Source organism: Desulfovibrio gilichinskyi, assembly GCF_900177375.1.
Taxonomy (GTDB): Bacteria; Desulfobacterota; Desulfovibrionia; order Desulfovibrionales; family Desulfovibrionaceae; genus Maridesulfovibrio; species Maridesulfovibrio gilichinskyi.
The window spans coordinates 269,345-288,925 of record NZ_FWZU01000004.1 but is presented as its reverse complement, the minus strand read 5'-3'; the positions used below and the strand labels follow the sequence as shown (position 1 = coordinate 288,925).

Annotated in this window: 22 protein-coding genes; 12 read left to right on the top strand and 10 right to left on the bottom strand. The window is 44.8% G+C overall.

The window, feature by feature from the left end; all coding sequences use genetic code 11:
* Window positions 1–15: 15 nt before the first annotated feature.
* The 9 genes from rsmI to ffh all read right to left on the bottom strand — a co-directional run bounded on the left by rsmI (window position 16) and on the right by ffh (window position 6,457).
* Window positions 16–858: a 16S rRNA (cytidine(1402)-2'-O)-methyltransferase gene (rsmI, locus tag B9N78_RS12860; protein ID WP_085102911.1), complete on the bottom strand. Its 843-nt coding sequence runs from the start codon at window positions 856–858 to the stop codon at window positions 16–18.
* Window positions 800–1,222: a YraN family protein gene (locus B9N78_RS12855; RefSeq protein WP_085102909.1), complete on the bottom strand. Its 423-nt coding sequence runs from the start codon at window positions 1,220–1,222 to the stop codon at window positions 800–802. Before B9N78_RS12855 ends, rsmI begins: the two co-directional genes overlap by 59 nt.
* Window positions 1,204–1,872, bottom strand: a complete 669-nt coding sequence (locus tag B9N78_RS12850) for a ribonuclease HII (RefSeq protein ID WP_245805551.1) — start codon at window positions 1,870–1,872, stop codon at window positions 1,204–1,206. The genes B9N78_RS12855 and B9N78_RS12850 overlap by 19 nt, the downstream gene beginning before the upstream one ends.
* Before the next feature lie 147 nt (window positions 1,873–2,019).
* Window positions 2,020–2,367: a 50S ribosomal protein L19 gene (gene rplS, locus B9N78_RS12845; RefSeq protein ID WP_085102907.1), complete on the bottom strand. Its 348-nt coding sequence runs from the start codon at window positions 2,365–2,367 to the stop codon at window positions 2,020–2,022.
* Window positions 2,368–2,415: 48 nt separating this feature from the next.
* Window positions 2,416–3,726 (bottom strand): tRNA (guanosine(37)-N1)-methyltransferase TrmD, encoded by a 1,311-nt coding sequence (gene trmD, locus B9N78_RS12840; protein ID WP_085102905.1) that lies wholly within the window; start codon window positions 3,724–3,726, stop codon window positions 2,416–2,418.
* A 41-nt stretch (window positions 3,727–3,767) separates the two neighbouring features.
* A complete protein-coding gene (rimM, locus tag B9N78_RS12835) occupies window positions 3,768–4,301 on the bottom strand; it encodes a ribosome maturation factor RimM (RefSeq protein ID WP_085102903.1) in 534 nt (177 codons plus the stop codon).
* 36 nt (window positions 4,302–4,337) lie between these two features.
* Window positions 4,338–4,571: a KH domain-containing protein gene (locus tag B9N78_RS12830; protein WP_085102901.1), complete on the bottom strand. Its 234-nt coding sequence runs from the start codon at window positions 4,569–4,571 to the stop codon at window positions 4,338–4,340.
* Window positions 4,572–4,646: 75 nt separating this feature from the next.
* A complete protein-coding gene (gene rpsP / locus B9N78_RS12825) occupies window positions 4,647–4,883 on the bottom strand; it encodes a 30S ribosomal protein S16 (RefSeq protein ID WP_085102898.1) in 237 nt (78 codons plus the stop codon).
* A 71-nt stretch (window positions 4,884–4,954) separates the two neighbouring features.
* A complete protein-coding gene (gene ffh, locus B9N78_RS12820; RefSeq protein ID WP_085102897.1) occupies window positions 4,955–6,457 on the bottom strand; it encodes a signal recognition particle protein in 1,503 nt (500 codons plus the stop codon).
* A 289-nt stretch (window positions 6,458–6,746) separates the two neighbouring features.
* Here ffh and B9N78_RS12815 point away from each other — a divergent pair, with 289 nt between their 5' ends.
* The 6 genes from B9N78_RS12815 to B9N78_RS12790 all read left to right on the top strand — a co-directional run bounded on the left by B9N78_RS12815 (window position 6,747) and on the right by B9N78_RS12790 (window position 12,691).
* A complete protein-coding gene (locus tag B9N78_RS12815) occupies window positions 6,747–7,316 on the top strand; it encodes an OB-fold protein (RefSeq protein WP_085102895.1) in 570 nt (189 codons plus the stop codon).
* Window positions 7,309–8,382, top strand: a complete 1,074-nt coding sequence (locus B9N78_RS12810; protein ID WP_245805550.1) for a (Fe-S)-binding protein — start codon at window positions 7,309–7,311, stop codon at window positions 8,380–8,382. The genes B9N78_RS12815 and B9N78_RS12810 overlap by 8 nt, the downstream gene beginning before the upstream one ends.
* Before the next feature lie 67 nt (window positions 8,383–8,449).
* Entirely contained in the window at window positions 8,450–9,610 is a 1,161-nt protein-coding gene (locus tag B9N78_RS12805; protein WP_085102890.1) for a hypothetical protein, read from the top strand.
* A gap of 337 nt (window positions 9,611–9,947) precedes the next feature.
* Entirely contained in the window at window positions 9,948–10,184 is a 237-nt protein-coding gene (locus B9N78_RS12800) for a hypothetical protein (RefSeq protein ID WP_085102888.1), read from the top strand.
* Between the two features lie 109 nt (window positions 10,185–10,293).
* The gene (locus B9N78_RS12795; protein ID WP_085102886.1) at window positions 10,294–10,791 is read left to right on the top strand and encodes an acyl-CoA thioesterase; all 498 of its coding nucleotides are present in this window, start codon (window positions 10,294–10,296) and stop codon (window positions 10,789–10,791) included.
* A 394-nt stretch (window positions 10,792–11,185) separates the two neighbouring features.
* On the top strand, window positions 11,186–12,691 hold the full coding sequence (locus B9N78_RS12790; RefSeq protein ID WP_085102884.1) for a catalase: 1,506 nt from the start codon (window positions 11,186–11,188) through the stop codon (window positions 12,689–12,691).
* Window positions 12,692–12,784: 93 nt separating this feature from the next.
* Here B9N78_RS12790 and sfsA read toward each other — a convergent pair whose 3' ends face one another.
* A complete protein-coding gene (gene sfsA / locus B9N78_RS12785) occupies window positions 12,785–13,492 on the bottom strand; it encodes a DNA/RNA nuclease SfsA (protein WP_085102882.1) in 708 nt (235 codons plus the stop codon).
* 480 nt (window positions 13,493–13,972) lie between these two features.
* On the opposite strand from sfsA, the gene B9N78_RS12780 reads away from it, so the two are divergent.
* The 6 genes from B9N78_RS12780 to dsrP all read left to right on the top strand — a co-directional run bounded on the left by B9N78_RS12780 (window position 13,973) and on the right by dsrP (window position 19,565).
* On the top strand, window positions 13,973–14,503 hold the full coding sequence (locus tag B9N78_RS12780) for an RsbRD N-terminal domain-containing protein (RefSeq protein ID WP_085102880.1): 531 nt from the start codon (window positions 13,973–13,975) through the stop codon (window positions 14,501–14,503).
* A 48-nt stretch (window positions 14,504–14,551) separates the two neighbouring features.
* Window positions 14,552–15,547 carry a sulfate reduction electron transfer complex DsrMKJOP subunit DsrM gene (dsrM, locus tag B9N78_RS12775; RefSeq protein ID WP_085102878.1) on the top strand — a complete coding sequence of 332 codons (996 nt, stop codon included), beginning with the start codon at window positions 14,552–14,554 and terminating at the stop codon, window positions 15,545–15,547.
* Between the two features lie 62 nt (window positions 15,548–15,609).
* A complete protein-coding gene (gene dsrK, locus B9N78_RS12770) occupies window positions 15,610–17,217 on the top strand; it encodes a sulfate reduction electron transfer complex DsrMKJOP subunit DsrK (protein ID WP_085102876.1) in 1,608 nt (535 codons plus the stop codon).
* Between the two features lie 3 nt (window positions 17,218–17,220).
* Complete coding sequence (gene dsrJ / locus B9N78_RS12765) at window positions 17,221–17,598, top strand: sulfate reduction electron transfer complex DsrMKJOP subunit DsrJ (protein WP_085102874.1); 378 nt, start codon at window positions 17,221–17,223, stop codon at window positions 17,596–17,598.
* Window positions 17,598–18,380, top strand: coding sequence for a sulfate reduction electron transfer complex DsrMKJOP subunit DsrO (gene dsrO / locus B9N78_RS12760; protein WP_085102872.1), 783 nt, complete (start codon window positions 17,598–17,600; stop codon window positions 18,378–18,380). Before dsrJ ends, dsrO begins: the two co-directional genes overlap by 1 nt.
* Window positions 18,381–18,392: 12 nt before the next feature.
* Window positions 18,393–19,565, top strand: coding sequence for a sulfate reduction electron transfer complex DsrMKJOP subunit DsrP (dsrP, locus tag B9N78_RS12755; protein ID WP_085102870.1), 1,173 nt, complete (start codon window positions 18,393–18,395; stop codon window positions 19,563–19,565).
* Window positions 19,566–19,581: the final 16 nt, after the last annotated feature.

Here is a 19,581-nt window from a genome sequence, read left to right as displayed (position 1 = left end):
AACAATCCTAATGCCCTAACTATTTGTTTTTCTTTCAGTCACTTTTTCATAGACAGCTTTGGCTGTCCACCCCTGAACGCGATCTGCAACGTTTCTGGCAACAACTTTGGGTTTTTCGCCTGACTCCATTTCTTGATCTATGAGACGTAATATTTCTTCTTCGCTTGCCGGCCCACTTATAACCGGCGGCCCGACTACAACGGTTATCTCACCTTTGAGTTCTTCAGAAACATCAGCATGCCCGGACAAAGTTCCTGATATAAATTCTTCATAATCTTTAGTCAGCTCACGGCATATAACAAATTCTCTGTCTCCAAGCACCCTGTAAGCTACTTCCAAAGTTTCACGAAGTCTGGATTTACGCTCAAAAAAGACTATTGTCGCTCCTGTTGCTCCGTGTGTTTCCAGAAGTTTTGTCATCTGCCCGTCTTTACGTGGCATAAATCCCAAAAAAACAAATGGATACGGAGGAAGACCGCAAGCACTTAAAGCGGTAACAGGTGCACACGGACCGGGCACAGGGACTATTTTCACACCATGCTCACGGCAGGCTTTGACAAGCCTATAACCGGGATCACTCATGAGCGGTGTTCCGGCATCTGACACAAGCGCGGCGCTTCCGCCTTCGTCAAAAAATTCGAGGACCTTTGCTATGCGCTTTTCTTCATTATGATCATGAAGACTGATAAAGCCGTTTCCTTTGATATCAAGTCCGGTAAGCAGCTTGCCGGTCCTGCGGGTATCCTCGGCCAGAATAACATCTGCCGAGGCCAGCACTTTTCTTGCACGGTCTGAAATATCACCAAGGTTGCCAAGCGGTGTTGCCACTACCCATAAAGTCGGAGATTTCGAAGGCATTTTTTATGTGCTCCGCGTTCATGCCGTTTCCGGCATCATTTACAATAACAAGATCAAAACGGCACGGTCTATGCCATAAGTCCATTGCCGACAAATAATGTGAAGCAGCTTTTACTAATTTACGGCATTTTGCAGGAGTCACCGCCTGCACGCCCTTTTGCACGGAACTTCCGGCTCTGGTCTTCACTTCCACAAAAACAAGATCGCGCTCACCGTCAGGACCGGGCAGGTCTTCACAGATAATATCAAGCTCCCATTGTCGCCACCGCCAATTCCGGTGACGAACAGTGAACCCTCTGCACTCAAGATAACAGGCAGCAAAATTTTCTCCGGCCTCGCCGAAATCTAAATGCCTGGGAGACACATACTCTCCTGCCCTGATTTTTTCTTTTCAGGACGCACGCCTTTAAAAGTGAGTCGATGGATCAGGCAGGGACCTTTTTCACGGACTGCATCCATATGAAATTTTGTTCCATACCCTTTATGCACAGCAAAACCGTATCCCGGGTATATCTTTTCCAGTTTAACCATCAAGGAATCTCTAAAAGTTTTTGCGAGGATCGAGGCCGCTGAAATAGCGGGAATTTTCTCATCACCTTTAATTATCGATTCCTGCTGAAATCCTGCAATTCCATTAAAGTGATTTAACGGAATAGTCTTATTTCCATCAATTAGCAAAACAGAAGGCTGCACTTTAAGATGAATTGCCGCTCTGGCCATAGCTCTGAACGTTGCCTGAAGAATATTTATCCGGTCTACCACCTGCGCCCTGCTAACACCAAGAGACCAGCATACAGCCTGTTCACGTATTTGCTGCGCCAAAATATCACGCGCGGATTCAGTCAGCTTCTTAGAATCGGTAAGCCCGGGCAAGTCATATTCGGCAGGCAGAATAACAGCGCCTGCAACAACAGGACCGGCCAGACACCCCCTGCCGGCTTCATCAATTCCTGCGATGAGTCCGACTTCTCCGCCCATTCCCGGAAGTATCCCGTATGACAACTCATGAGACATTCTGACTGCTCCATTGTAGAACCAACAAAAAAACCGTCTGCTCCTGAATCTTTCGATCCGGGAGAGACGGTTTTCAACTCGTAGTTGCGTACTCCGCCGGACAGACTGCCCGGATGAGTGAACCAAGAAGATTTAAATCTTCGGGTGCTACCAAGCGTTCTTTGATTTGATACGTGCTGCTTTACCTTTAAGGTCACGAAGATAGTAAATGCGGCTACGACGAACTTTACCTTCAGTAACAACTTCTACACGTTCAATGTAGGGAGAATGTACTGCAAATACGCGTTCTACGCCGATACCGTCGGAGATCTTACGTACTGTGAAAGTTGAATCGGTTGAACCGTTACGGAAACGAAGAACAACACCCTGGAAAACCTGGATACGTTCTTTTTCACCTTCGATAATGCGAAGATGTACTTTTACGGTGTCACCTGCTTTAAATGCAGGCATATCAAGACGCATGTGTTCGCGTTCGATCTTTTTAATTACGTTCATGTTGCTACTCCTTATATAAATTCAATTTGCGGTATCCAAAAACGAAATCTACCAAGCGTCTCCCAAAAGCCTGTCAACCGTTATTGCCACCGCACTTCTTACTGATAAGTGATTATATCCATCCATGAAACGGAGAGGTCTAAGACATCCCGTTGCCATTTCAAGAATTTCGGGAGCCAATCCATGTCCTGTTCCGAAGACCAGAAGCACCGGATTGTCATAAAGCATTTCACGGACCTGACTAGGAGTCACATTACCCGCGCCCCGAGCACTGGTTGTCACCAGTATCGGTTTCTTACCCGTTCCCGACTCAATATGCTCCACCACATCGATCAGGGAGTCCATCACACTGACCTTTGCCAGAGCGGCAGCTCTGTCCGGGTTCGTCCTGCTACCCGGTCCCGAGGTCCAATGAGAAATTATTCGGTCAGCCAATTTCTTCTGGTCCTCGATAGGAGTCACTGCATACATCCCTGCCAATGAGTAAGAGCGGGAAACGCGGGACATATCGTGAATATCAAGGTTTGTCAAAGAAACAGCGGCTTTTTCACCAAATTTATTTAGCACCGGATAGTGTACTAAAGCCATTGAAAGATGTTTTCCTAAACGTTTACGGGGTATTGACCGTAAATGATAAACATCTTCTTTTTTTAAGCCGTCAGCTTCAGAAAGCAATTCCGGTCTGGAATTCAAAGTCTCATCAAGAGACCTTTTATTCCTCCATTCATCGATCAGAGCATGATTCCCGGAAGAGAGAATCTCCGGCACTTTGAGTCCTTCATATTCTGCAGGACGGGTATAGTGCGGATACTCCAGAAGACCCGAAGAAAAACTTTCCTCAGTGCCCGATTCAGAATGGCCCATGAAATCCGGCAGCAATCTGGCTACGGCTTCGATAAGACACAACGCACCGGCTTCACCTCCGTTAAGAACAAAGTCTCCGACAGAGACAGCCTCAACGGGAAATATCTCTTCAAAGCGAGCGTCAATTCCTTCATACCGTCCGCAGACAAGTGTCAGCTCATCTTCCCCAGCAAGTTCAATAGCAAGTTTCTGGGTAAGCGGACGACCTTTCGGCGACAGCATCAGCAACCTTTTACCCTTGCCGCAGCCTCCCTGACGAACAGGTTTAATGCCCACAGAATCGAGACTGCGAGCTATAGGCTCAATGAACATGACCATACCAGGTCCGCCCCCGTAAGGACGGTCATCCACGCTCTTATGATTATCAACAGCAAAATCACGTGGATTGACAGTATTGAATGAAACGATATCCCTTTCAACAGCCTTACTCATAAGGCCGTTTGAAAGAGGGGAATCGAAAAATTCCGGAAAAAGCGTAATCAAATTGAAATTCACAGACTAATTAACCGGCTTTTTAAAAGACAAGGGTCGTCCCATTATTTAGCAGGTGCAGTCAGGTATATATCGATAAGCCCTTCAGGCGGATCAATCACAACCTTTCTTGCATCTACATCCACAGACAATACAAACTCAGCCACAGCAGGGAAAAGAATTTCTTTTCCATCTGAAGATGAGATCACCCAAGTCTCTTGACCCGGCGCAAAAAGAAAATCCGAAATGGTTCCCACAGCTGTTCCGTCTTTAAGTTCGACGGCAGCACCCTTCAATTGGTACATATAGACTTCATCATCCCCAAGTTTGGGAAGATCCGCCTTATTTACCAAGACGTCCATGCCGCGCAGCGTTTCAGCCTTATCACGGTCATTTATGCCTTCGAAAGTAACTAAAGCACGCCCGCTGTGCATCCGAAAGGATTGCACACCAAAACGACGGGGCTTCTGTCCTTCTCTTCTCAGATAAAGACAAGCAACCTCATCGTAGAGAAAAGGGGAGTCCGCATGGGAATCGATGCAAACTTCCCCCCTCAGGCCATGTGGTTTGACCACCTCGGCTACTAATAGCATTTCCATAGCAGCCTACCGGTTTATGGTCCGGGTCGAAGTCGTCTATTCCAGAATTTCCAGAACAGAACGTTTTCTCACCTTGGTTGATGCAGCCCCAAGCAAAGTTCTCATTGCTCTTGCAGTGCGCCCTTGCTTGCCTATAACCTTACCGAGGTCTTCTTTTGCGACCTTCAGTTCGATTACGGATGTCTGCTCTCCTTCAATCTCGGTGACGACTACATCATCCGGATTGTCAACAAGAGATTTCGCAATAAATTCTACTAAATCCTTCAACATGCCAACAACCTCCGCTTCAGATGTCGAGAATGAACCGAGAAAGAAGAAAAATTCGAACCGTTGTGAGAACTAACCTTAAGAATTTTTCTTAAGAAGTGCTTTAACTGTATCGCTAGGGCATGCGCCTCTATCGATCCACTTCTGAACTTTTTCCATGTCAATTTTAAGTTCAACAGGTTCAACCATTGGATTGTAGTGTCCGAGGAATTCCAAAGGACGACCATCACGTCTGGTTTCACTGTTGATAGCTACAAGACGGTAAAAAGGGCGTTTTTTGGAGCCCATACGGGTCAATCTGAGTTTTAAAGCCATTGTGTACTTTCCCCCATATAATCTTTAATTTAAGTGGTTCATAGATAAATTGCAAGCAGGTTCACAAAAAGTTACTTTTTCTGCTTCTTGCGATTTTGCTTCTGTAGTTTTTTCTTTTTACGGGCGAGCAGGGTTTTCTTGCTTTTTTCTTTAGAAGGCTGACCGATGCCTTCCATCCCTTCCATCCCTTCCATGCCGGGTAATCCCGGCATTCCGCCGCCACCTGAACCGGGCATTCCGGGCATATTCGGCATCTGGGGCATTTTCCCCATCCCGCCTTTTCCGCCCATCATTTTTTTCATCATCTTACTCATCTGATCAAAATTCTTGAGCATTGAATTAACATCCGCAAGCTCAACCCCGGAACCTTTGGCAATTCTTTTCCTTCGGCTGGGATTGATAAGCTTTGGCGTCTTGCGTTCCTCCATTGTCATGGAGGAGATGATAGCCTCTATCCTGTTCAGTTCTTTGTCCGGCATATCAATATCACCGAGCTGCTTGGACAATCCGCCAAGACCCGGAATGAGCTTCAAAATGCTGCCCATCGAACCGATCTTCTTCATTCTGCGCATCTGGGTGCGAAAATCCTCAAGGTCAAATTTTGCCTTGCGGAATTTTTCAGTAAGCTTTTCAGCTTCCCCTTCTTCCATAACGGACTGAGCTTTCTCAATCAGGGAGAGGACGTCCCCCATTCCGAGAATTCTAGAGGCAGCCCTGTCTGGATAGAAAAGTTCCAAATCGGAAAGCTTTTCACCCATACCGACAAACTTAACACACTTACCGGTAACCGACTTGATTGAAAGAGCCGCACCGCCTCGGGCGTCACCATCCATTTTAGTCAGCACCACGCCGGTGACATCAAGTTTTTCATCAAACGTTGCAGCAACATTAACAGCGTCCTGACCTGTCATTGCGTCTGCTACGAAAAGTATTTCGTCAGGAGAACAAGCTGCCTTAATGCCTGCAAGTTCTTCCATGAGCAGCTCATCGATATGCAGCCGTCCAGCTGTATCGAGAAGCATTACGTCACACCCTGCCTCTTCCGCTTTGACTATTGCATCGCGGCAGATATCCACAGGATTCATCTCGGTTGTGGAAGGATACACAGGCATATCCAGCTGCTTAGCCAGCACAGTAAGCTGTTCAATAGCAGCAGGGCGGTAAACGTCGGCAGGAACGAGGTAGGGCTTATACTTCTTGCGTCTAAGATACAAGGCTATCTTTGCCGCTGAAGTCGTTTTACCGGCACCCTGCAAACCTACCATCATGATTTTGGCGGGTTTACCCTTAAGAACCAGTCCTTCCTGTTCTCCGCCAAGCAGCAATGTCAATTCTTCATTGACGATCTTAATGACCTGCTGTCCGACGGAAAGATTTTTCTGAACTTCCTGTCCTAGGGCACGCTCCTTAACTTTCTCTACAAATTCTTTAACGACTTTGAAGTTAACGTCCGCTTCTAAAAGAGCGAGCCGGACCTCACGCATACCATCCTGGATGTTTTTTTCATCCAGTCGGCCCTGCCCCTTGAAATTTTTGAAGGCTTCGGAAAGTCTATCTGATAGGCTATCGAACAATTATCTTACTCCGCCGGATTGAGCATTTTTACACACAATGATCACCAGAAATCCACCTCTCCAGTGATCAATAAAGATTGCGTAAAGAAAGGGGTTGACTATTAAAGCTTCTGTTTATCCAAGTCAAGCTTTAAGAGCAATATCAACTTTCTTAAAAAGAAAAAAGGTACTAACGGACGAAAAAAACATGAATAAATTTATATTATTTCTTGCTTTTTCTCATAATGACTTAGTAAATTAAATAAAATGTCACCAGACACGCTAACAAGCGATACAGGGAGAAACGGGAATGAGCAACATAGTTAAAGCAGAAGAATTCCATCTGGTAGACCCGATGGGCCGTGTCAGATCAAAAATCTATCTCTCTGACGAAGGTAAACCTACAGCAGATATTTTTGATTCAAACGGACAACTGGTCAACCGGGTAGACCTTCAAAAAACACAGAGGCCAGGCCCGACAGCTCATCAGTCATCATCTCCGCACCAAAAGGAAACTTTAAGCGCATGGCATGCACGGATAGCAAATGAAGTCAGTACTAGCCAGCCAAAACTTCGTGTCGGTTCATATAAACTTTATTTGGATTTTGTCGAGAACAACACTGTTGCCAGCGGTAAATACTTAAATGAAGTCATCGAAATTACCGGAGAAGTAGTTGATGTTTCAGCAAAAGCATTTGGAGATTTACATGTGGGGCTAAAAGGAATTTCAAATTTCACAGCGGAAGTAATCTGCCATTTTACCGAAAATCAGACCGCAATTGTCAGCAATATGAAACCTGGAGTTAAAGTTAAACTTAAAGGTAAGTGTACGGAATACGTTAATAAACGAGTTAAAGTCTGGGGCTGCCAGGTTGCGTAGTATTAAACATACAGCCGATAACTGTATCGCTTGCGGCAAATGTATTTCTGAATGTTTTTTTTTGCAGCAATTTGGTGCACCCGATAAAATTGCAGAAAAATGTCTCGCATCACAGCATGGTCATGACGAAGCTGCAATTAATTCATATCAGTGCTCTGAGTGTTCACTCTGCAGCGCAGTCTGCCCTGTTGACGCACAGCCCTTTAAAATGTTCGAAACACTTCGCCGCCATGCGCAGGAAGAAAATTTATTCGGCATAGATCAGTATTCACCTCTTTTGAACTATGAGCGGATTGGCGGCAAATTTCCCTTTAAAGACAACATACTGCCGGAAGGTTGCAAAACAGCGTTCTTTCCGGGGTGTACTTTGCCAGCCTTATTCCCGACGGCGACGCGCGCAGTGTATTCAGCGTTGAAACAAAGTGATCCATCTTTAGGACTAATTCTTAACTGCTGTTCTAAACCGTCTAAAATGCTCGGCCTTTACGACTCCCATACCGAAGCGATTTCAAAGCTTTCACAATTCATAGAAGCTCGTGGAATAACCAAAATTTTAACTGCCTGTCCAAACTGTCATATTACTTTCAAAGAATTTTCTCCTACATTTAAGATAACCTCTGTTTACGAAGAACTGCTCAGCTCAAATATCATTATGAACAAGCCGTGGCTTAAAAAAGTAACTGTACACGACCCGTGCGTCACCCGTTTTGAGTCTGAGTTGCAAGAAAACATCAGGACTCTTCTAACAAAAAGCGGAGTCAGCCTGATTGAAATGGATCACAGCCGCGAGAAAACAATATGCTGCGGTGAAGGTGGAGCTGTAGGGTTCCATAATAAAGATTTTGCACTGGCATGGAAGAGCAAACGAATTGCTGAAGCGAAGCAAACTGGTGTTCCCATAGTTACCTATTGCGCCGGATGTACAAATTTTCTGTCATCAGCCGAACCGGTTGCCCATATTCTTGATTTGCTTTTTGTAAAAAGAAATAGAATTCCACAGCTTCCTAGATTCCCTTTTAATTATTTTAACCGATTAAAACTCAAAATTTCCGCACGGTTAACTTAACAATCAGATTATTATTATTTTTTAGGGCTTCTCATCCTAAAAAGATCAATGTAACAGCCTCTTACAAATGAACTTAAAGACTAAAGCCATCTCTGCATCAGAATTTCCAGTAGCTCTTTTCAGCTTAGGGCTACCACTATTGTCGGCAGCTTACGGCATGGACGGCTCTGTTGCGCCACAAAACCTTGCGGACATCCTTGTCGCAGGGCTTGCCGTTATAGGGCTGCTTGTTGAACCGTACAAAAAGAAACAAACCAGCTCACATCTCTGGCTGAAAGCAGGCATTCCTGCTGTTCTTATCTTCTGGATATGTTCTAAATACATCACTCCGATGCTAACGCCGTTAGCATCGTCATTGCCTTTTCTCATGGAAATGCGCCCGCTTTTATACGGATTCGTTGCGGCGCTCTGGGTTACTAATTTTGCCATGCCGAAGCCGGAAAACTTTTACTTCTGGGCATCGTGCCTTTCAGTTCTCATAATCGCCGACTTTATATATCTATTTTATTTGAACGGAATTGTTACCATACCCGAACTTTTAGGAAGCGCAAAATGGACAACCTCTATTTTATTAGCTGGATTATGCGCAACATTGCATGAGCCTTCAAAGCTGAAAATCACCAGAGTTCTTATATTTACAGGAATAATGTGCACTCTAAGCAGAGACGCTAATTTCGCGGCCGTTCTGGTACTTTTATTTTTCGGCCCGGGTAAAGCTCTAAAAAAGACAGCCATTGTACTTGTTTTTTTTATGTTTAATATTTTTGTGCTCGTATCACAGGACATGACCTTTTTTAATCCAAATGATCTGCCGACCTACTGGCTCTGGTTTTCCATTTTAGGGTTGCTTGAAAAGGCTCCGCATTTATTGCTGTCAGGTTACCCCATAGCTTCTCCGCTGCCGCTGAATATTCCTGCGGCCATCTGGCAACTGTGGCATAAACAGAATTTTCTGTGGACCGATTCAGGAACATACCTTTTCCACATTGCTCCGCTGTGGCTCCACATTCTGACAGCATGGGGAATAGCCGGAATAGCCGGAGCGGTTGCAATTGTAACGACTATCTCTATAAAATATTCATCGAACATTATGGCATCGCTTATTACAGCTGTTATCATTACAGGATTCTTTGACCCTATTTTTTACAACCCAGCCTCCGGAATAATCCTGATTATGGCCTTCATATGCGCGGCTCAACCTGAAACGCGCTCATTCATGTTTGAATAATCCAGCCTTCTTTCAACTCCAGAATCGATTATCAGTTTAAACCCAGCCTTTTACTGATCGCTTATTTTACTAAGCGAAGCTCTTCAACCACATAAAATCTCAAAGATTTTATTATCTTCATTCCTACGCATACTAATAGTATACATTTAACACTCATTTTGTAATATATTTTGTAATACGTTTTAGCATCACTATATTATACTTAATGATTTATTTTAGATTACATTTACGCACTTTTTTAAATTACTATTTAATTCTTTTTAATTGTTATTTTGTCTTACAAATGTATTGACATTTCTTCCCATTCTGGCAAAAGTCTTAAAAACGAAGCAAAAACATGAGCAAAAAAGTAAAATCCGTACGAATACCAATAGAGCTTGAGACACTGAACCTCTCCAAGCTGATCCGAGAATGTGAGAATTATCTCAGAGACTTGGAATCTGCTACGATGCTCAAATCCGGGGGAAACCGGGAAGCGGCAGAAGCTCTTTTAGCCACTAGACAGCTCGACCTTGGCAAACGGATTGCTAAAATGATCTGGGAAGCAAGAGTTGAATATGGTAAGGGTAAATGAATCCGGCGGTACACAGATCTAAACTTTGCTCAATGAGCATTACGTTTTAATTACAACTTGTAATACAAAAGTAATATTTTTAAAGATACACGGTTCGGAAAGCCAGTTAATGAAAGAAAAAAAAGTCAGTGAAAGCAGAGCATACACAACCTACAGGGTTCTTCCGCAGGATACGAATCCAGCCGGCAACCTTCACGGCGGCGTTTTACTGAAGCAACTTGATCTCATTGCGGCAACCTGTGCCATGCGGCATGCACGAAAACCTGTAGTTACAGCATCTATCGACAGAATGAATTTTTTAAAGCCTGCTTATGTAGGTGAGCTGATAACACTTCATGCAAATGTGAACATGGTAGGCAGGACTTCAATGGAAATCGGAGTGAGAGTCGAAGCAGAAAACCTTCTGACAGGTGACGTGAGACATATCAACTCGGCATACCTTACTTTTGTTGCCATAGGTGAAGATGGAAAACCTTCTCCCGTACCGGAATTGATTCTTGAAACAGGCGAAGATCATCGGCGTAATAAAGAAGCAATTGAAAGACGCGCTTTACGTAAGCAAGAAAGGATGCGCGAGAGTGCATCTTCAAAAAAACAAGATATTTAACAGCTCGAACTAATGTAGAACTCGTCCAAAGTCATCGTTCTGCATGTTGCCCGTTAATTTATGAGGCAAGCTACTCCGAGACTGGTTTCATGCCGGGAGCTCCACCCTCCCGGCAAAAATTTCGGCATCCAGCTCCTAATGGTGTCCGGTCGGAATTATCCCGATTCCGGCCGGACGCCAAGCTTTTCAACACCCTTCAGGCCTGAAAATCCCTATTCTTTTATTTAAAAGAATAGGGATTTTCCTTTTTTTTCAAAGACAAAGCTCAATTTACCCCCAACTTCGTGTCATTCTTCATACAAATTACCATTTACGGTTCCAATTACACATTCAGCGTGGTACATGTAAGATTATTAAAGAACCAACCAATGACATTAATTAAGGGAGTTCTGTTATGAAAAAAAAGAAAATGACTACGGCTTTCGGGAAACCTGTCGGGGATGATATAAATTCCCAAACTGCCGGAGTGAAGGGCCCGATTTTAGTACAGGATATGCACCTGTTAGAAAAACTTACTCACTTCGACCGCGAGCGTATTCCTGAACGTGTGGTTCACGCCAAAGGCGCTGGAGCATATGGTTACTTTGAAGTAACGGCAGATGTAACAAAATACACAAAAGCGGCCTTTCTCTCTAAGATCGGCAAGAAAACCGACTTATTTGTACGCTTTTCAACAGTAGGAGGAGAAAAAGGATCTGCTGATGCGGAACGTGATCCGCGCGGATTTGCTATCAAGTTTTACACCGAAGAAGGCAATTACGACTTAGTCGGCAACAACACTCCTGTTTTTTTTATCCGTGACCCAATGAAATTCCCGGATTTCATACATACTCAAAAACGTAATCCTGCAACAAACTTAAAAGATCCTGATATGTTTTGGGATTTTCTGTCTCTCACACCTGAATCAATTCATCAGGTAACAATCCTCTTTTCGGACAGAGGAACTCCTGCAACCTTTCGCCATATGAACGGCTATTCCAGCCATACCTACAAGTGGTATAATGAAAAAGGCGAATACGTCTGGGTTCAATACCATTTTAAAACGGACCAAGGCTCAAAAACGATGACGGCGTCCGAAGCAGACGCTATGCGTTCTAAAGACCCTGATCATGCAACTCGCGATCTGCATGAATCCATTGAAAAGGGTGATTACCCGTCATGGACACTTGAGATGCAGATATTAACACCTGCGCAAGCCAAAGCTTTCCGCTGGGATATCTTTGATATTACTAAAGTATGGCCTCATTCAGAAGTGCCGCCTATAACTGTCGGCAAAATGGTTTTGAACAAAAACCCTGAGAACTATTTTGCCGAAGTAGAGCAATCCGCGTTCTGCCCCGGCAACTTTGTACCGGGTATCGCAGCATCTCCAGACAAAATGCTTCAAGGTCGCATTTTTTCGTACCATGACACCCATATCCACAGACTTGGAACAAATTATCAACTGATTCCCGTAAACATGCCGAAAAACGCACCAGAGCTTAATTACCAGCGAGATGGAGCTATGCGTGTAGATAATGGAGGCGGTGGTGGACCTAATTACTGGCCCAACAGTTTTGGCGGCCCTTCACCGGACGAATCAGCTCTTGAGCCGCCATTGCCGATTGAAGGAAATGCAGATCAACATGCCTATGCCCTTACTGATGATGATTTTGTGCAGGCCGGAAACCTGTATCGCAATGTTATGAGTGATCAGGACCGTGCAAACCTGACCGGCAATATTATCGGACATCTTGGCGGAGCGCAGAAACGCATACAGCTTAGACAAACTGCAATCTTCTATAAAGCAGACAAAGACTATGGTTCCCGCGTTGCAAAAGGACTTGGACTTGATCTTACCGAAGTGGAAAAACTCGCATCCATGGATCAGACTGAAAGAGTTAAAGCAACAGCGTCTTAACCACTTTTGCTACAAATAAATAAAAGTCAGGATAATCTCATGAGATTGTCCTGACTTTTTTAGTCATTTAATATCAGTTAATTATCAAAAATATTAAAATTTCATTTTCTCCCCGACAGAAATCCCTTTTTCACTTAGCTCCGCCTGATACGGCCAACATTCAACACCCTCAGCAAGCGCCTGCTTGAAAAGTGTAGCATATTTCTGGTCAATAAAATCAGCAGGACCGAAACATTTTCCGTCATTACGCTGAACAAAGAAAAACATTGCAACTCTGTATCCTTTGGAAGCAAGATCCATTAACTCTTCAAGATGTTTCTGACCACGCTCAGTCGGAGCATCCGGAAAACAAGCCACGTCATCTTCAACCAGGGTTACGTTCTTACACTCAACCCACAAATCCGGCAGAATTGACGACTCATCGGTAAACTTCGCATCGAGTCGGCTTTTGCCGACCACCGCTTCACGCTTTATTGAGGTGTACCCTTTAAGCTCCGGTAAAACTTCCGCCTCAAAAGCTCTCTGTATCATTTTATTCGGGACCGATGTGTTCACACCGACCCACGCACCAAAGATATTAACCATTTCTAAAGTCCACTTGAGCTTTCGCGCAGGATTAAGTGCCGGAGAAATAAATATCTCCTGCCCTTCACGCAACAATCCGAGCATTGAACCTGTGTTATTGGTATGAATGGATACAACCTCACCATCAAGCAACGCTTCAACGGTAAATCTTTTATATCTCTTTAAAAACGTAGCCTTCCGGCAGCCTTCGGGATAGATCATCAACGGTTCAGACATTTTTATTCCTCTAAACACAAACCAGCTTTAATGAATGTATTTTTTAATGTATTTTTAACGACGAATACACGTTCGTCTGAAAAAGTCACTTCGACCAGCTATACTACCGACATTATTTTATCCCTTAAAAAAAATTATCTGCTCGTTTTTACGTGCATAATTTTTTCTGATAAAAAATAGATTAATCTGCTCGCAAACGTGATACGCACTACTTAAATCAGACTGGCACCCTATTCGGACAAGCTCCTTTCGGGTGATTAAAACCCTTGTTACTTAAAGAGTTTCATACCCCGGAAGGTCTCAATTTCTCGGTAAAAATCCTTGACGAATCGCAGTGTATCTGGAATATCGTGCTGTTAGTCACATAGTGACAGAATTTGAATTTTCCGCCTCATTGTCAGGTTGGAAACCTTTGTAAGACCTAAGCATCAGCTTAAAGGCTCTTACTTCTGTTGCAGTCAATTTAGTCAGGAACATACAATGAACCTTGAAGAAAGATTGATAGAAAAAAAAGAGATTCTGACAAAAAAATGGTTTGATTTGGTCCTTTCTTCCTACCCTGAGGCAACTCAGAAGATCTGGAAGAGCAACAGTGATCAATTTACAAATCCTGTTGGAATTACCACTCAACGGGTCACTAGAGAACTTTTTGACCTGATTATTGACTGGAAAGATGTTGACGCAATTGCAAAATCTCTGGAAGACCTGATTAAAATAAGGGCTGTTCAGGAATTTGCACCATCTAGAGCTTTAAGTTTTGTTTTTCTTTTTAAAAAACTGCTGCGAGATGAGTTTATGCAGGATCTTAAGAAGGAAGGAAAACTTGACGAGTTGCTCGCGTTTGAGACCCGGGTTGATAACCTGGGACTTATCGCGTTTGACATCTATACCAAGAATAGGGACTTGATTACGCAGATGAGAATTGGTGAAGTTAAACGCTCCCACCATATGCTCTTAAGGCGTGTCAACAAAATCGAGGAAGCTTCGGCCAAAGGGGCCGAACAGGTGTAGTGGCCGGCTTCCCCGGGAAGCCAAACGTTATAAGCGAGGTGAAGGTAGATGAACGCTTTGTACTCACTCGTTTTAGTTTTTGCCCTCGTGCTGCTGGCTCTTTTCGGAGTAGGATCAGCGCATATGGCAAAACTCTTCGGCATCGGGCTGCCATTGGTAGCTGTTGCCGTATTTCTGGTAGGGTTTGCCTACCGGATGATTAAATGGGCGAAAAGTCCGGTTCCTTTTTGTATTCCGACCACGGGCGGTCAAATGAAGTCTCTGGACTTCATTCACCATAACAAGTTCGACAACCCCGTGACTCCGGGTCAAACTTTTATCCGTATGGTCCTTGAGATCTGCTGTTTCCGTTCTTTGTTCCGGAACACAAAAGTTGCTCTCAAAGATGGCAGGGTTACATACGCTTCCGCCAAATGGTTGTGGATGTTTTCCCTCATGTTCCATTACTCATTCCTGCTTATTGTAATCAGGCACATGAGACTTTTCTTTGAACCGATTCCCGCCTGTATCGGCTGGGTTGAAATGCTTGACGGGATCATGCAGATCGGTACACCCAGAATGTACATGAGTGATGTTCTTATTCTGGTCGGTGTGACTTTCTTGCTCGCACGCAGACTGTGGGACGCAAAACTTCGGTACATTTCTCTTGTTACAGACTATTTCCCGTTGTTGCTCATTATCTCCATTGCCCTTTCAGGTATCTACATGCGCTTTATTGCAAAAGTAGATGTTATGGCGATTAAGCAGCTGACTATGGGACTTGTAACATTCCACCCAGTAATCCCCGCACATGTGGATGTATCTTTCTATGTACATATCGTTCTGGTCTGTACGCTATTGATTTACTTCCCATTCAGTAAGCTTATGCATGCAGGCGGTGTCTTCCTTTCTCCTACAAGGAATATGCCTAACAACTCCCGCATCAAGCATCACGAGAACCCTTGGAATGATCCGAGCATCAAGCCGCATAGCTATGAGGCTTATGAAGACGACTTCAGGGAACCTATGATTGAAGCGGGTCTCCCTGTGGAAAAAGAGGCATAATAAAGTCCAGCGGACTTTATATGTTGGTTGGACCTTATAATACCTTTTGTTGAGGAGTTGACATGGCTGACCTCCCAAAAGCTGATGAGCTTTTTAAAAGCATTAACTATACACCACCTTCCACAGGTTGGATGGATACTCCGGTGGACTGTTCTCCCGGAAACTGGTGTTACCCTGCTAAGGCAGAAAAACTCGAATACTTAGGTTTCCCTAACCCACGTGAATGGAAACCATCTGACGTGGACTGGAAATTACCTGAAAACTGGCAGGACATTGTCCACCAGGGTTTCAAAGAAAGACTCGGTAAATACCGTTCTCTCAAAGTATTCATGGACGTCTGTGTGCGTTGCGGTGCTTGCGCCGATAAATGCCACTTTTTCATCGGTTCCGGCGATCCTAAAAACATGCCGGTCCTTCGTGCAGAACTTATGCGTTCTGTTTACCGCAAGGACTTCACCATGGCCGGTAAAATTCTGAGCACCCTTACCGGTTCCAGAGTTATGACCGAAGATGTTCTTAAAGAGTGGTTCATCTACTTTTACCAGTGTACTGAATGCCGTCGCTGTTCTCTGTTCTGCCCTTACGGCATCGATACAGCTGAAGTCACAATGATGGCACGCGAACTGCTCCACCTTTGCGGTGTGAACATTAACTGGATTCTTGAGCCGGTTTCTAACTGTAACCGTACAGGTAACCATCTCGGTATCCAGCCGCACGCTTTCAAAGACATCGTTGAATTTATGGTCGACGATATCGAAGAAATCACAGGCAAAAGACTTAACGTACCTCTTAATGAAAAGGGACATGAAGTTCTCTTCATCACCCCTTCCGGAGACGTTTTTGCTGATCCGGGCATCTATACCTTTATGGGTTACCTGATGCTCTTCGATCACATAGGTCTTGATTATACACTATCCACTTATGCATCTGAAGGCGGTAACTTCGGTCTGTTCACTTCTGCGGACATGATGAAGAAACTTAACGCCAAGATGTACGCTGAAGCAAAACGCTTAGGTGTCAAATGGATTCTCGGCGGCGAATGTGGTCACATGTGGCGCGTAATCAACCAGTACATGGACACAATGAACGGACCTGCGAACTTCCTGCAAGTTCCTAAAAGCCCGATCACCGGTACTGTTTTCAATAGCGCCGCACAGACAAAGATGCTTCACATTGCCGAGTTCACAGCTGACCTTATGAAACATAACAAGCTGAAACTTGATCCGAGCAGAAACGATCATATTCGCGCAACCTTCCATGATTCCTGTAACCCTGCTCGCGCCATGGGCCTCATGGATGAGCCGCGTTACGTTATCAAAAACGTTGTTAAAAACTTCTTTGAAATGCCGGAACAGACTATCCGTGAGCAGACATTCTGCTGCGCAGGCGGTTCAGGTCTGAACACTGACGAAATCATGGAAATTCGCATGCGAGGCGGTTTGCCACGCGGCAACGCACTTAAATCAGTACAGGAAGAACATGATGTAAACATGATGGCCTGTATCTGCGCAATTGACCGTGCAACGCTTATTCCGCTATCCAATTACTGGGCTCCGGGCGTTGACGTCTGCGGTGTTCACGAACTGGTCGGTAACGCCCTTATTCTCGACGGCGAGAAAGAAAGAGAAACTGACCTTCGTATGAACCCTCTGCCCGGGAAGGAGGAGTAACATATGCAATACGGTGGAAAAATAATAGCTGGTCTGGTTATTTTCCTAGGACTCGTGTCCCTCCCTTTTTGGTTCAATGTGGGAGGAAAATACGAACAGCCTAAGGTGGAACTGCCTAAAAATGCTAAAGAATGCGTCGCACCTGTAGAAGATATGCGGACATCGCATATGCAGCTCCTTGACGAATGGAGAGATTTGGCTCTTCGTGAAGGTAAGCGGACATATATCAGTGCAAACGGCAAGGAATACACCATCAGCCTCGTGAATACTTGTATGCAATGTCATACCAGCAAGAAGGAATTCTGCGATAAGTGTCATACTGCCGCGGGTGTTACTCCATACTGCTGGGACTGCCACGTACCTCCAAAGGAGGCAAAATAATGAAACAGAGTAGAAGAAACTTCCTCAAGTTTGCAGGTCTTTCGGCAGCGGGACTATGTCTTGCGCCCACAGCTGTAGCTCTGGCATCAGAAAGCGGACATGGCAAAGCTCACGCTGTTGTCAACGCTAACTCTCTGCATGCTAAACGCTGGGCTATGGTTATCGATACCCGTAAGCTAAATACCGAAGAAGAAATCAGTGCTCTGGCTGAAGTTTGTCACCACATCCACAACGTACCGACAATTCCTACTAAGCAGGATGTCAAATGGTTGTGGGAAGGTACTTATGCCGAAGCATTCCCTTACCAAGAAGACAACTATCCTTCCGAGGATGTTGAAAAACGCAAGTTCCCACTACTATGTAACCACTGCACAAGCCCTTCCTGTGTACGCGTCTGCCCTACAAAGGCGACTTTCCTGCGTCCTGACGGAATTGTAGCAATGGATTATCATCGCTGTATCGGTTGCCGCTACTGCATGGCTGCATGCCCCTACGGTTCACGTAGCTTCAACTTCATGAATCCAAGAAATTATCTCGACATGGATAAAATCAACATGAAGTTCCCTACTCGCGTTCGCGGAGTTGTTGAAAAATGCAACTTCTGTGTTGAACGCCTCGCCGTAGGTGAAATGCCTGCTTGTGTGGAAAAATCTAATGGTGCGATGACCTTTGGTGATCTTAAAGACCCTAATTCTAATGTCAGAAAGGTTCTTAGGGAAAACTTCACCATTCGTAGGAACCCGGCAGCCGGCACCGAGCCCGGTGTTTACTACATCATTTAGGGGGAGTCTGATATGCTCGAAAAAGCTCTCAAAGGCGGCCCGAAATATTGGGGTTGGATTATATTCCTGCTTCTTATCATCGGCGCCGGCTTCACAGTATATTTGAATCAGTTACAGGAAGGACTTACCGTCACGGGCCTTAGCCGCGATGTTTCCTGGGGATTCTATATTGCCCAATTTACCTACTTGGTCGGTCTAGCCGCTTCCGGTGTTATGATCGTACTGCCTTATTACTTCCATCACTATAAGAAGTTTCATGGCATGGTAATTATGGGTGAATTCATGGCTATTGCTGCTGTCGTGATGTGTCTCGGTTTCATTATCGTAGACATCGGATCTCCACAGCGTATGCTGAACATCATTTTCCATCCAACTCCTAACTCGATCCTGTTCTGGGATATGATCGTTCTTAACGGTTATCTGCTCCTGAACGTAGTTATCGGATGGACATGCCTTGAAAGCGAACGTCAGCGCGTTGAACCACCAAAATGGATCAGACCTCTGGCTTACACTTCCATAGTATGGGCGTTCTCCATTCATACTGTAACAGCATTCCTTTACGCAGGTCTTCCAGGCCGCCACTACTGGCTTTCAGCCATTCTGGCAGCCCGCTTCCTTGCATCTGCGTTCTGTTCCGGACCGGCAATCCTTCTGCTTGTAGTATTTCTTGTTCGCAAGATCACAAAATACGAACCAGGCAAAGGAGCTATCGGAACTCTCACAACTATTATCACATACGCAATGTGCGTGAACGTATTCTTCTTCCTGCTTGAAGTGTTCACCGCATTTTACTCCAATATCCCCGGTCACATTCACTCCTTCGCCTTCCTGTTCACAGGCAGCCACGGACATAGTGAATTGGTTCCATGGATGTGGACAGCAGTTGCGTTCGCAATTATCAGCCTCGCGCTGCTTATTCCGCCGAAACTGCGCTACAACCAGAAACTGCTGCCGTTTTCCCTCGCTATCCTTGTTATCGCAACTTGGATCGATAAAGGGCTCGGCCTGCTGATCGGTGGTCTTACTCCAAACCCGTTCGGCGAAGTCACAACTTACTGGCCTTCCGGTAAAGAGTTGATGGTTTCGATGATGGTTTACGCACTCGGTGCTCTGACTCTGACAATTCTTTATAAGATTGCCACAGACATCAAGCGCGACCTTGGCGAGCTTACTACTCCTGATTAATCAGAAAAGTTTGCCC